Here is a 12,857-nt window from a genome sequence, read left to right as displayed (position 1 = left end):
ACTACCCATCGCAACCGGGATGCAGCCATGACTGATCCTCATCAATGGGTAAACAACGCTACTTGAGTTCATCAGTCGGGCCCGCGCATCATGGGCGCGCATGACTGCCATGCGCCCTCGGCCCCCGCTCCATGGCCCGCGAGAATTTCAACGATCTGCAGGTGTTCGTCACTGTCGCGCGCGAGCGCAGCTTCACCCGCGCGGCCGCCCAGCTCGGCGTCTCGCAGTCTGCGCTGAGCCACACCGTCCGCGGCCTGGAAGAGCGCCTGGGCGTGCGCCTGCTGACCCGGACCACGCGCAGCGTCTCGATGACCGAGGCTGGCGAGCGGCTGTACGACACCGTCGCGCCGCGCATGCAGGAGATCGAGGCTGAAGTGGCCGCGATCAGCGAGTACCGCGACCGCCCGGCCGGCACGATCCGCATCACCACCGCCGAACATGCGGCCAACACGATCGTCTGGCCGCGGCTGTCGGCCGTGCTGCCCGCCTACCCCGACCTGCGTGTGGAGCTCACCATCGACTACGGCCTGGCCGACATCGTCGCCCAGCGCTACGACATCGGCATCCGTCTGGGCGGGCGCGTGGCCAAGGACATGATCGCCGTGCCGATCAGCCCGCCGCAGCGCATGGCGATCGTGGCCAGCCCGGCCTACTTCGCCACGCATACCGCCCCGCAGGTGCCGGCTGATCTGGCGGCACACAACTGCATCGGCATGCGCCTGCCCACCCACGGCGGGCTGATGGTGTGGGACCTGGAAAAGGACGGCGAGGACGTGAACGTGCGCGTGGACGGCCAATGGACCTTCAACGGCAGCAGCGCGATCCGACGCGCCGCCCTGGCCGGTGCCGGACTGGCCTATCTGCCCGAGGACATGGTGCTCGAGGACATCGCCGCCGGTGCCTTGCGGCGTGTCATGCCGGACTGGTGCGATCCCTTCGACGGCTATTACGCCTACTACCCCAGCCGCCGGCAATCCTCCAGCGCGATGCGCGTGGTGATCGAAGCATTGCGCGCAGAAAGGTAGAGCCGACCGTTGGTCGGCTGACGCAGCGCCACATCCCACGTAGAGCCGACCGTTGGTCGGCTGACGCAGCGCCCCGATCAAGGGCAGCCGACCAACGGTCGGCTCTACCTGTCCTTCTCAGGGGCGCAGCAGCACCTTGCCGTTACGGCCTGGCTCCAGGCTGGCCTTGGCGGCATCGGCCACCTCGTCCAGACCGAACACACCGTCCACCGGCAGACTCAGCCCGCCACGCGCAGCCAGCTGCAGCAGTTCCCCGACCAGGCGCCGCTTGTCTTCCGGCGACATCGCCTGGCTGACCTTGCTGCCCCAGAAGCCCTTCACCGTGGCCTGTTTGAAGATCACATCGCCCGAGCTGAGCTGCATCGGCTCACCGGTCATCGAACCGAACGACACCAACGTGCCGCCATCGCCCAGCAGGGTCATCAACTCACTGCTGGCGCGCCCGCCAACCGAGTCCACGGCGGCGGCGATCGATGCCTTGCCGATCGTGGCCTGCACCTGGGCCATCCAGTCGGACTGCGCGGTGGAAATGGTGTGGTCGATGCCGAGTCCGGCCATCTCGGTCACGCCCGCGTCGCGCCGCACCAGGTTGATGCAGTGCACGCCGCGTGCCTTGGCCAGCATCGCCAGCGCCTTGCCGACCGCGCCGTTGGCCGCATTCTGGAGAATCCACTGGCCTTGCTTCACCTGCAGGAACTCCAGCAGCATCAAGGCACTGAGCGGCATGGCGATCAGCTGTGCCGCCGCGTTGTCATCGATGCTGTCGGGCATGGGAATGACCATGCGCGCCGGCGCGATGAAGTACTCGGCCCAGGTGCCGTGCACCGACGCGGCGCTGACGCGCTGGCCGACCTTCAGGCCTTCGACGCCTTCGCCGAGCGCGTCGATCACGCCGGCGCCTTCGCTGCCACCGACCGCAGGCAGCTCGGGCTTGTAGCCGTACTGACCGCGCACGGTCCACAGGTCGTGGTTGTGGATGGGCGCCAGGACGGTGCGGATGCGCACCTCGCCGGCCACGGGGGCCGGCTGCGGCACGTCGCCGCCGTGCAGGACCTGGGTCGGGTCACCGAAGGTGGTGTGGATGGCAGCGCGCATCAGCCGCGCGCCTTCATTGCGATGTTCATGGGGTATCTCCTGCAGAAAGAATCAACGGCGATGACGATGTGCGGCGACGATGGCGCGCGGCTGGTGCCAGGCGCGCACGCGCAGCCAGATGGTCTGGATCACCACGATGATGATCAGCACCAGCGCCAGGATGGCGATGTTGTGGGCCCCCGGCAGATCCCAGCCGGACTGCTTGACGTACATCCCGGCCAGCGCCCAGATGACGGCGGCCGGATAGGCGAAGTGCCCGCGCAGCAGCTGGTTGACCACCAGCACCAGCAGCGTGGCCAGCACCAGCAGCACCAGGCTCCAGCCGAGCATGTTGTCGGTCGGCAGCCAGCCATGGGCGACGATCACCTGGGCGGTATTGAGGAAGGCCGCCAGCGACAACCAACCGGCATGCAGCGCCAACGGATAGGCAGCCCACGCACGCTGGCCACCCGGCGCGGTGACCGGCGAGGCGCGGTAGGCAGCGACGATCACGCAGAGCAAGGCGGCCCAGATGATCGCCAGCGCCGGGAGGAACCACTGGTTGGAGAACACGGGCATCCAGGCGGCGGTCAACGCGAAACCGGCCGCCGCCCACGGGCGCACCCCGGTGATGTCCGGCTTGCGCAGGCGCAGCTGCCAGAACCCGAACAGCACGTCCCACAGGAAGATCAGGCCCCAGATCGCGAAGGCATAACCGGCCGCGACCAGCAGGGTCGGGTACTGGTCGGACACTGCACCGTTGGTCGGGCCGAACGCGCCGGTCTGTGAGAACCACGCCACCACGGGCATGGCCAATGCGGCCAACAACACGATCCAACGCATGCATCCACTCCAGCTGAAAAGAGCGGTGACGATACGCGGTTCAGGGTTAAGGCGTTGGGAGGCCACAGATTGCAAAGCCTTACTAACATAGCCTCTGCTATATTGCGGCCGTGGACATCCAACGCCGCCCAGAAAACGCCCCCGCCTGGCCGTCCTCGGCCGGGCATACGCCCAGCCTGGGCGAGATGAACGCGAGCGTCGCGGTCCCGAGTGGCGGTCACTGGTGGTTCCGGCTGCTGGCCTTCCTCGGCCCGGGCTACATGATCTCGGTCGGCTACATGGACCCGGGCAACTGGGCCACCGACATCGCCGGCGGTGCGCAGTTCGGTTACCTGCTGCTCTCGGTGATCCTGCTCTCCAACCTGATGGCCATCGTGCTGCAGGGGCTTTCGGCACGGCTGGGCATCGCCACCGGGCGCGATCTGGCGCAGGCCTGCCGCGACCACTACTCGAGGCCGGTCAACCTGGGCCTGTGGCTGCTGTGCGAGATCGCGATCATCGCCTGCGATCTGGCGGAAGTCATCGGCACGGCAATCGCGCTGAAGCTGTTGTTCGGGATCCCGCTGCTGGCCGGCGCGATCATCACCGCGGTGGACGTGGTGCTGGTGCTGCTGCTGATGAACCGTGGGTTCCGTGCCCTTGAGGCGTTCGTGATCGCGCTGCTGCTGGTGATCTTCGGTTGCTTTGCGATCCAGATCTTCATCGCCGCCCCGCCGCTGCAGGCGGTGCTGGCCGGGTTCATTCCGCACGCGCAGGTGGTGACCGATCCCAAGGCCCTGTACCTGGCGATCGGCATCATTGGTGCCACCGTAATGCCGCACAATCTCTACCTGCACTCCTCCATCGTGCAGACCCGCGCCTACCCGCGCACGGATGCCGGTCGCCGCAGCGCGCTGCGCTGGGCGGTGACCGACAGCACCATCGCGCTGATGCTGGCGTTGTTCATCAACGCCTCGATCCTGATCCTGGCGGCCGCGGTGTTCCATGCGCACGGCCGGACCGATGTGCAGGAGATCGAGCAGGCCTACGAACTGCTCGCGCCGATGCTGGGCGTCGGCCTGGCCTCGACGTTGTTCGCGGTCGCCCTGCTCGCTTCGGGCATCAACTCCACCGTGACCGCGACGCTGGCCGGCCAGATCGTGATGGAAGGTTTCCTGCGGCTGCGGATCGCCCCGTGGGCGCGGCGCCTGATCACCCGCGGCATTGCGATCGTGCCGGTGGTGGTGGTCACGGCCATCTATGGCGAGCAAGGCACCGCACGGTTGCTGGTGTTGAGCCAGGTGCTGCTCTCGATGCAACTGCCGTTCGCGGTGGTGCCGCTGGTACGGTTCGTCTCGGACAAGGCCAAGATGGGCGCGCTGGTGGCGCCGAGGTGGCTGATCGCGCTGTCGTGGCTGATCGGCGGCCTGATCATCGTGTTGAACGTGAAGCTGCTGGTGGATGTGTGGCGGGGCTGAGCCGCGGCGCTTGACCTCAACGTTGGTTGAGATGGCACAGTACATTCTCCTCATCCCACTGGCACGCCCAGATCGAGCCACGCAATGACCGATACCTCGCAGCACGCGTTATGGAATGGCCCGGCCGGTGAGGCCTGGGTGGACGCGCAGCGCCTCCTCGACCAGATGTTCGCGCCGCTGGCCGACCACCTGCTGGCCGCGATCCCGCCGGGCGACGATCTGCAGGTACTGGATGTGGGCTGCGGCACCGGCGCGGTGGCGCTGGGCATGGCCGGGCGCCTGGGGCCGGAGGCGCACGTCACCGGGGTCGATATCTCCGCCCCGATGATCGCCCTGGCGCGCGAGCGCGCGCAGCGAGCCGGCCTGGCCGTGGAATTCATCGTCGCCGACGCGCAGCAGCACGCATTCGCCCCGGGGAGCCTGGACCGGATCGTGTCGCGCTTCGGCGTGATGTTCTTCGATGAGCCGGTGCAGGCGTTCGGCCAACTGCAGCGCGCCGCCAGACGCGGCGGGGTGCTGCAGGCGCTGGTCTGGCGTGGGGCGGACGAGAATGCCTTCATGACCACCGCCGAGCGCGCCGCGGCGCCTTGGCTGACGTTGCCACCGCGCCAGCCCGGCGCACCGGGTCAGTTTGCGTTTGCCGATCAGGCCCGGGTCGAGCAGATCCTGGGCGACGGCGGCTGGGAGGATATCGAGCTGCTGCCGCTGGATGTCGTGTGCCGGATCAACCGAGCGGATCTGGCGACGTACGTCTCGCTGCTGGGACCGGTCGGGAGCGCACTGCGCAACAACAACCTGGCTGCGGACGTACGAACGAAGGTGCTCGAGGAGGTGCTGCATGCCTTCGAGCCGTTCGTCGACGGCGAGTCCGTAACCTTCACCGCGGCCTGCTGGGACGTGCGCGCCCGCGCGTGGTGACCACCGGGCGGATCCATCCGCGCGGTGCGCGCCTGCACGGTCCATGGCCATGCGACGGCGTGGGGAGTGGCCTGCAGCCCCCTTACGTGCCCGCCTCGGCCAGCCGCACGCGCAGCTTCTCGACGATATCCTGTTCGCTCATTGCATAGCCGTAGACATCCTGCAGCTGGCCGTCAGCACCGAGCAGGAACCACGAGGCCGTGTGCTCGAAGGTCGCCCTGTCCCCTTCGCCGACGCGCCGATAGCTCACGCCCAGGCTCTCGGCGATGGCACGGGTACCGGCCTCGTCGCCGGCCAGGCCGAGGAACGTCGTATCGAAGGCCGCCAGGTACTCGCGCAGGTGCTCGGGCGTATCGCGCTGCGGGTCGACGGTGATGAAGGCCACCTGCAGCTGCTCTGCCGCGGGGCCCAGCAGCCGCTTGATCTGCACCGCCTTGACCAGGCTCAGCGGGCACACTTCGGGGCAATGGGTGAAGCCGAAGAACAGCAGCGTCGGCGTGCCCCGCAGGTCGCGGATCGCAAGCGTACGCCCGTCGCTGCTCGCCAGCTTGACCGCCCCGAGTGCCGCCTGGCCCATCACCGGCGCCTGGCCATCGGCGCAACCGGCCAGCAGCGCCGCCGTCACGATGCCCGCGGCGACCCAGCGCCTCACTTGGCCGCTCCGTGCAGCACCATGCCATCGCGCACGCTGAAGTCCACCACCTGCGGTGCACTGCGGGCGAACTGCAGCGTCACCCGCACCGTCTGCCCGGCCGACAACGGCCGCTTCGGCTTGAGCAGCATCAGATGGTAGCCGCCGGGCTCCAGCGCGACGGTCTGGTCCCCCGGCAAAGCCAGGCCATCGGGCAGCGCCTGCATGCGCATCACTTCACCATCCATGCGCATGGCATGGATCTGCACCTCGGCGAACATCGAGGACGCGGCCGACAGCAGCCGGTCATCACCGCCGCCGTTATGCAGCAGCACGTAACCGGCGGCGACATTCGCCGCCGGCGGTGGCAAGCGGACCCAGGGATCGCTGACCGACACCGTTGCCGCGGTGTGGGCCTGCGGGGCCGCAGCCACCACCGGCATCACGGGAGAGGAGAGCAGCAGCCCGGCCAGCAGGGTTGCGCAGGATGAGCGGCTCATGGCGTGCCCGACATCTGCATCGGCATCATGTTGAGGTTGGCGTTGTGCATCACCCACAGCGAACCGGCCACCACGATGGCGATCAGGAAAGCGGTGCACAGGAAGATGCCGGTGTTCTCGCGCTGGCTGCGCCCTGCCCCGATATGCAGGAACAGCACCAGCTGGGCGACCAGCTGCACCACGCACAGCACCACGATGGCGGTCAGCCGCAGCGGCTGCGGGACCAGATCGGTCATGACCACGCCGAACGAGGCGCCGGTCAGGACCAGGCACAGCAGCAGGCCGAGGATGTAGCCCGTCAGGGTGGCATGGCCGCCACCGTGATCGGCATCAGGCGCGTTCGCGCTCATACAAACTCCCTCAAGTAGACAAAGGTGAACACACAGATCCAGATCAGATCCAGGAAGTGCCAGAACAGGCTCAGGCACGCCAGGCGGCGGCGCACGATGCCGTCCAGGCCGAACTTCAGCACCTGGTGGATCATGATCGCCAACCACAGCAGGCCGAAGGTGACGTGCAGGCCGTGGGTGGCCACCAACGTGAAGTACGCCGACAGATACGCACTCACGTCCGGGGTGGCGCCTTCGTGGATCAGCTCGGCGAACTCATACAGCTCCATGCCGATGAAGACCGCACCGAGTACACCGGTCACGGCCAGCCAGCCCACCACCTGGTTGCGCTTGCCCGCCTGCATGCCGAGCATCGCCAGGCCGAAGGTGAAGCTGCTGAGCAGCAGCACCACGGTCTCGGAGAGCACGAAACCGAGCTTGAACAGTTCCTTGCCGCTGGGGCCGTCGGCGGTTCCGTTGAGCAGTACGCCGAAGGTGGCGAACAGCACCGCGAAGATCAGGCAGTCGCCCATCAGGTACATCCAGAACCCGACGACGGTCTTGTTGCCATCGTCGTGATGCGCGTGGGCAGGGTCGTGATGACCGGCCGCGAGCTGCCCGTGCTGCGTGGCAGCGGTCAGGGTATCGCCGCTCATGCCTTGGCTCCTTCCATCTGCGCGAAGTGCGCGTCTTCGATTTGCTTCACCTCGGCGGCGGGCACGTAATAGTCCACATCACGGTCGTACGAGCGCAGCACGAAGGTCGCGATCACGCCGATCAGGCCGATGCCGGCCAGCACCCACATGTGCCAGACCAGGGCAAAGCACAGCACCAGGCTGAACACCGAAATCACCACACCCGAGGCGGTATTGCGTGGCATGTGGATGTCCTCGTAGCTGTCCTGGCGCTGCCAGGCACGGCCGTGCTGCTTGTCGTCCCAATGCTGTTCCAGCGAGGTGATCGCCGGCAGCCTGGCGAAGTTGTAGAACGGCGGCGGCGAGGACGTGGCCCACTCCAGGCTGCGCGCATTCCACGGGTCGCCGGTGAGATCCATGTTGGCCTTGCGGTCACGCACGCTGACATAGAACTGGATGAACATCGCGGCGATGCCGGCGGCGATCACCAGCGCACCGACGGCGGCCACGATCAGCCACGGCTGGTAGCCCTCCACGCCGTAGTGGTTCATGCGGCGGGTCATGCCCTTGAAGCCCAGCACGTACAGCGGCATGAAGGCCAGGTAGAAGCCGACCAGCCAGCACCAGAAGGAAATCTTGCCCCAGCGCTCGTTGAGGGTGAAGCCAAAGGCCTTGGGGAACCAGAAGCTGATGCCGGCCAGGCAGCCGAACACCACGCCACCGATGATCACGTTGTGGAAGTGCGCGATCAGGAACAGGCTGTTGTGCAGCACGAAGTCCGCGCCCGGGATCGCCAGCATCACGCCGGTCATGCCGCCCAGGGCGAAGGTGACCATGAAGCCGATCGTCCACAGCGTCGAGGAGTGGTAGCGGATCCGCCCGCGGTACATGGTGAACAGCCAGTTGAACAGCTTCACCCCGGTGGGGATCGAGATGATCGAGGTCATGATGCCGAAGAAGGCATTCACGTTGGCGCCCGAGCCCATGGTGAAGAAGTGGTGCAGCCACACGAAGAACGACAGGATGCCGATCGACGAGGTGGCGTAGACCATCGAGCGGTAGCCGAACAGCGGCTTGCCCGAGAACGTGGCGATGATCTCCGAGAACGCGCCGAAGCACGGCAGGATCAGCACGTAGACTTCCGGGTGGCCCCAGATCCAGATCAGGTTGACGTACATCATGGCGTTGCCGCCGGCGTCATTGGTGAAGAAATGCATCCCGAAATAGCGATCCATGGTCAGCAGCGCCAGGGTCGCGGTCAGCACCGGGAAGATCGCCACGATCAGGATGTTGGTGATCAGTGCGGTCCAGGTGAACACCGGCATCTTCATCAGGTCCATGCCCGGCGCACGCATCTTGAGGATGGTGACGATGAAGTTCAGGCCGGTCAGCGTGGTGCCGATGCCGGAGACCTGCAGTGACCAGATGTAGTAGTCCACGCCTACCGTGGGGCTGTACTCGATCCCGGACAGCGGCGGATACGCCACCCAGCCGGTCGCGGCGAAATCGCCGACGAACATCGACAGCATCACCAGCACCGCGCCCACCGCCGACAACCAGAAGCTGAGCGAGTTGACGAACGGGAAGGCGACGTCGCGCGCGCCGATCTGCAGCGGCACCACGATGTTCATCAGGCCCACGATGAGCGGTGTCGCCACGAAGAAGATCATGATCACGCCATGCGCGGTGAAGATCTGGTCGTAGTGTTCCGGCGGCAGGTAACCGGCGCTGTCATTGGCGGCGATGGCCTGCTGGGCCCGCATCATCAGCGCATCGGCGAAGCCGCGCACCAGCATGACCAGGGCCAGGATGATGTACATCACGCCGATTTTCTTGTGGTCCACCGAGGTGATCCACTCGGTCCAGAGGTAGCCCCACTTCTTGTAATACGTGATGGCCGCGACGATCGCCACGCCCAGCAGCAGCGAGCCGACCAGCGCCGACATGATGATCGGGTCGTGGTAGGGAATCGCTTCGAGGTTCAACTTTCCAAGCACAATCAGTTCTCCGCGGTACGGCTGGCAGACGCGGCCAGGCTCACGAGTTGGGATGTCGCGCCGGGTTCTTCACCGGGCAGGCAGATTTCGTCGTCGGGCATGCCGCCGTAGCGGCGCAGGATGCTGTCGAACAGACCGGTATCCACGCTGGCGAAGCGCTGCATCGGCGCGCCGTGGGTCGGTTTCTCCAGTTCGGCCAGACGGGCCTGGCCCAGGTGCTGGGCAGTGCCGCGCGACTGCGCCAGCCACTGCGCGAAGTCCGCCTCGGTCATCACCCGCGCATCGAACTTCATGTCCGAGAAGCCCGCGCCGCTGTAGGCCGAGGACATGCCCGCGTACGTACCCGGCGTATGCCCGATCAGGTGCAGGCGGGTCTGCATTGCCGGCATGGTGTAGACCATGCTGCCCAGCTGCGGCACGAAGAAGGCATTCATCATCGACTCGGAGGTCAGCTTGAACGCCACCGGCGTATCGACCGGCATCACCAGTTCGTTGACCGTGGCCACGTTGTGGTCCGGATAGATGAACAGCCACTTCCAGTTGAGCGAGACCACTTCCACGCGCAGCGGCGCCTTGTCCGATTCGATCGGCCGGTACGGATCCAGCGCGTGGGTGCTTTTCCAGATCAGCACGCCGAGCACGACCACGATCAGGCACGGGATCGTCCACACCACCACTTCGATGGCGGTGGAGTGCGACCAGGTGGGTGCGTAGGTGGCCTTCTTGTTCGACTCGCGGTAGTGCCACGCGAAGTACAGCGTGAGGATGATCACCGGGATCACCACCAGCAGCATCAGGCCGGTGCAGACCAGGATCAGCTGCATTTCCTGCTCGGCGATGCTGCCCATGGGATTGAACAGCTCCAGGTTCCTGCAACCTGACAGCAGCGGCAGCAGCGCTGCCAGGCCGAACCAGCGTCCGGCGCGGGCTCGACCGGCCAGCGCGGCGCGGCGAGCGGGGTGTGTAGCGGGGTTCATGCGTGACGGCCCTTCCAACGCAGTGCCGGGCCGGGCGGCCCGGATCATGAGAAGTGGCGAACACCCCCCTGCATGACCGATATGCATGGGGGGTGCCCGCCGCAGCCGCGTACGTTAGGCAACGACATGATCCATACATGATGCGACACACTGTCGCAGCCCTGCCCGGCCGCGCGCGTACCATGCGCGCATGGAGTGGAGCCCCCTCATTGCCGACGGCCACGGGCCGGTCTACCTGCGCATCGTGCAGGCCCTGGAACGTGCGGTCTGGTCGGGTGCGCTGCGCCCCGGTGAGCGCCTGCCCGCACAGCGCGCGCTCGCCGCCGAACTCGGCGTGGACCTGACCACCATCACCCGGGCCTTCACCGAGGCACGCAAACGCGGGCTGATCGATGCACGCGGCCCGCTGGGCTCGTTCGTGGCGCCGCCACAGGTGGAACTGACCCAGCTGATCGACCTGAGCATGAACCTGCCGCCCAGCCCTGGCGGGCAGCAGGTGGCCGAGGTGCTGCGGCGCGGCCTGTCATCGGTGCTGACCCGCAGCGATGTCGGCAACCTGATGACGTACCACGTCGGTGGCGGCAGCCGCGCCGATCATCAGGCCGCGCAACAATGGCTCAAGCCGATCCTCGGCAAGGTCGATGCCGGCACGGTGATCGTCACGGAAGGCGCGCAGGCCGCGCTGTCCGCCCTGCTGCTGGCCTTGACCAATGCCGGTGACACGATTCTGTGCGAGCCGTTGGTCTATCCCGGCCTGCTGCATGCCACCCGGGTGCTGCAGCGGCGGCTGCAGGTGGTCGAGTGCGACGACGCGGGCATGCGACCGGATGCGCTGGCACGCGCTGCGAAGAAGCACGGCGCGCGCGTGGTCTATCTCAACCCGACCGCACAGAACCCCACGGCCCACACTATGCCGCCCGCACGCCGCGAAGCCCTGGCCGACGTGATCCGCGCGCAGCACCTGCAGCTGATCGAAGACGATCCGTACTGGCTGCTGGTTGACGACGCCCCTGCCCCGCTTGCGCTGCTGGCACCACGGCACACCTGTTACATCTCCACCCTCTCCAAGTGCCTGAGCCCGGGATTGCACACCGGTTTCGTGCGCCTGCCCGACGGCATGGACCGGCAACCGGTGCTCGATGCCCTGCGCGCGGTCAACCTGATGGCGCCGCCGCTGATGAATGCCCTGGTGACGCAGCTGATCCTGGATGGCTCGGCCCAGGCGATGCTGACGCTGGTGCAGGAAGAAGCGGCCGAGCGCCGCTACCTGGCGCAGTCGGCGTTGTCGCCGCGCTTCCTGCAGCACTGCGCGGGCGTACACGCATGGTGCCGTCTGCCGGCCCACTGGACCGATGCCAGCCTGACCCACGCCGCGCGGCTGCAGGGCCTGGGCATCGCACCGTCGTCGGCCTTCACGCCCGAAGGCGTGGCGATCAACGATGCGGTGCGGATTTCATTGGGTGCGGCCGCCCACCGGCAGGAACTGCACCGGGCGCTGCGCCAGCTGGATCAGCTGATGCATGTGGCGGCGGCGGAACGCCCGGGCTGGACGGTCTGAGTCCCGCGCCCCGGCAACCTCAGCCGGACACGGCCTTGGCTTGCTTCCAGACGGCTTCAAACTGGCTGGCGGTGATGCTGTCATCCGAATCCAGGTCCAGCCAGGACAAGGGCTGATCGGACAGCGGGAAACGCTCGTCGGCCTGCCCGGATTTGTCGGCCCAGACCAGCACGCTGCGATAGCTTTCGACCTGGCGGACGATCACATCGCCCTGCGCCTCGAGGTAAATCGTGCCGTTGCCGATCTCGGATTCCGCAGGGTGTTTGTAGTATTTCCGGGGCGTGCTCATGGCTTGGTCTGGATCTGGCGATGAAATGGGGCCGGGGAATATACCGTGATCCCCCGGCCGCCGGGGGCCTGCCGTGGCCGCTCACGACGGCGGAAACACCGCTTTGGCGTCGCGGACGAACAGGGACCGCAGCTTGTCCCAAAAGTCGCCGCCCAGCAGGAACAGGCTGACCACCAGCAGCAGGTCACCGCTCATGGCGACCAGGTGCGGGTGCTGCATGCGCAGCGAGCCGGTCTGCGGCGCGACGTACGGCCCGACCGAGCTCAGCACGATGACCGCGATGAACAGGATCAGCCCGATCCGGTAGCGCACTGGGCTGACCTGCGCCGCCGGCGCAAAGCGGCGCAGGTGCCCGCCGATCAGCGACTTGAGATAGGCGAACCCGGGCTTGCCCATGATCGCCACGGCGAGCACCAGGAACAGCTTGGGGAACCCGAGCAGCAGGACGCCGTTGAGGGTGGTTTTCAGGCCGTCGGACAAGGTGGACGCCTCAACCACGGGCATCAGGCCCAGGCCGAGTATCCATCCCACGATCCAGACCGCGACACCGAGGATCAGTCGCCGCCGCTGTCGCGGGTCGGAGGGCTGCACACCGGGAACCTGGGGCGAATCGAGGGTGGTCAT

The 12,857-nt window shown here is 66.9% G+C and carries 14 protein-coding genes; 4 read left to right on the top strand and 10 right to left on the bottom strand.

Going from position 1 to position 12,857, the window contains the following annotated elements; translation table 11 throughout:
- The first annotated feature begins 131 nt into the window (after nucleotides 1-131).
- Nucleotides 132-1,025: a LysR family transcriptional regulator gene (locus tag PV764_RS14210; RefSeq protein WP_070425245.1), complete on the top strand. Its 894-nt coding sequence runs from the start codon at nucleotides 132-134 to the stop codon at nucleotides 1,023-1,025.
- A gap of 117 nt (nucleotides 1,026-1,142) precedes the next feature.
- Here the strand turns inward: PV764_RS14210 and PV764_RS14205 are convergent, their stop codons facing one another.
- Nucleotides 1,143-2,120, bottom strand: a complete 978-nt coding sequence (locus PV764_RS14205) for a zinc-binding dehydrogenase (protein WP_421116911.1) — start codon at nucleotides 2,118-2,120, stop codon at nucleotides 1,143-1,145.
- A 51-nt stretch (nucleotides 2,121-2,171) separates the two neighbouring features.
- Nucleotides 2,172-2,942: a hypothetical protein gene (locus PV764_RS14200; protein WP_070473934.1), complete on the bottom strand. Its 771-nt coding sequence runs from the start codon at nucleotides 2,940-2,942 to the stop codon at nucleotides 2,172-2,174.
- Between the two features lie 116 nt (nucleotides 2,943-3,058).
- Here PV764_RS14200 and PV764_RS14195 point away from each other — a divergent pair, with 116 nt between their 5' ends.
- Together PV764_RS14195 and PV764_RS14190 are read left to right on the top strand one after the other, a co-directional pair.
- Nucleotides 3,059-4,399 (top strand): Nramp family divalent metal transporter, encoded by a 1,341-nt coding sequence (locus tag PV764_RS14195; RefSeq protein ID WP_046273600.1) that lies wholly within the window; start codon nucleotides 3,059-3,061, stop codon nucleotides 4,397-4,399.
- A gap of 84 nt (nucleotides 4,400-4,483) precedes the next feature.
- The gene (locus tag PV764_RS14190; protein WP_421116910.1) at nucleotides 4,484-5,317 is read left to right on the top strand and encodes a class I SAM-dependent methyltransferase; all 834 of its coding nucleotides are present in this window, start codon (nucleotides 4,484-4,486) and stop codon (nucleotides 5,315-5,317) included.
- An 82-nt stretch (nucleotides 5,318-5,399) separates the two neighbouring features.
- Here PV764_RS14190 and PV764_RS14185 read toward each other — a convergent pair whose 3' ends face one another.
- From PV764_RS14185 to cyoA, 6 genes are read right to left on the bottom strand one after another with little or no spacing between them, the layout of a single operon-like run.
- A complete protein-coding gene (locus tag PV764_RS14185; RefSeq protein WP_421116909.1) occupies nucleotides 5,400-5,969 on the bottom strand; it encodes an SCO family protein in 570 nt (189 codons plus the stop codon).
- On the bottom strand, nucleotides 5,966-6,448 hold the full coding sequence (locus PV764_RS14180) for a copper chaperone PCu(A)C (protein ID WP_421116908.1): 483 nt from the start codon (nucleotides 6,446-6,448) through the stop codon (nucleotides 5,966-5,968). Before PV764_RS14180 ends, PV764_RS14185 begins: the two co-directional genes overlap by 4 nt.
- Nucleotides 6,445-6,798 (bottom strand): cytochrome o ubiquinol oxidase subunit IV, encoded by a 354-nt coding sequence (gene cyoD / locus PV764_RS14175; protein ID WP_019184641.1) that lies wholly within the window; start codon nucleotides 6,796-6,798, stop codon nucleotides 6,445-6,447. The genes PV764_RS14180 and cyoD overlap by 4 nt, the downstream gene beginning before the upstream one ends.
- Nucleotides 6,795-7,433: a cytochrome o ubiquinol oxidase subunit III gene (gene cyoC, locus PV764_RS14170; protein WP_284129224.1), complete on the bottom strand. Its 639-nt coding sequence runs from the start codon at nucleotides 7,431-7,433 to the stop codon at nucleotides 6,795-6,797. Before cyoC ends, cyoD begins: the two co-directional genes overlap by 4 nt.
- Nucleotides 7,430-9,409 carry a cytochrome o ubiquinol oxidase subunit I gene (cyoB, locus tag PV764_RS14165; protein WP_421116907.1) on the bottom strand — a complete coding sequence of 660 codons (1,980 nt, stop codon included), beginning with the start codon at nucleotides 9,407-9,409 and terminating at the stop codon, nucleotides 7,430-7,432. The genes cyoC and cyoB overlap by 4 nt, the downstream gene beginning before the upstream one ends.
- Nucleotides 9,410-9,411: 2 nt before the next feature.
- Nucleotides 9,412-10,386: a ubiquinol oxidase subunit II gene (gene cyoA / locus PV764_RS14160; protein ID WP_070425253.1), complete on the bottom strand. Its 975-nt coding sequence runs from the start codon at nucleotides 10,384-10,386 to the stop codon at nucleotides 9,412-9,414.
- Between the two features lie 190 nt (nucleotides 10,387-10,576).
- On the opposite strand from cyoA, the gene PV764_RS14155 reads away from it, so the two are divergent.
- A complete protein-coding gene (locus tag PV764_RS14155; protein WP_046273573.1) occupies nucleotides 10,577-11,944 on the top strand; it encodes a PLP-dependent aminotransferase family protein in 1,368 nt (455 codons plus the stop codon).
- A gap of 19 nt (nucleotides 11,945-11,963) precedes the next feature.
- Here the strand turns inward: PV764_RS14155 and PV764_RS14150 are convergent, their stop codons facing one another.
- Together PV764_RS14150 and PV764_RS14145 are read right to left on the bottom strand one after the other, a co-directional pair.
- Nucleotides 11,964-12,233: a hypothetical protein gene (locus PV764_RS14150; RefSeq protein WP_313212984.1), complete on the bottom strand. Its 270-nt coding sequence runs from the start codon at nucleotides 12,231-12,233 to the stop codon at nucleotides 11,964-11,966.
- Between the two features lie 81 nt (nucleotides 12,234-12,314).
- Complete coding sequence (locus PV764_RS14145; RefSeq protein WP_019184647.1) at nucleotides 12,315-12,857, bottom strand: hypothetical protein; 543 nt, start codon at nucleotides 12,855-12,857, stop codon at nucleotides 12,315-12,317.

It is taken from the genome of Stenotrophomonas sp. AS1 (assembly GCF_048957655.1).
GTDB classification, from domain to species: Bacteria; Pseudomonadota; Gammaproteobacteria; order Xanthomonadales; family Xanthomonadaceae; genus Stenotrophomonas; species Stenotrophomonas bentonitica_A.
The sequence above is the reverse complement of the archived record's forward strand: the minus strand, read 5'-3'. Positions and strand labels throughout refer to the sequence as shown.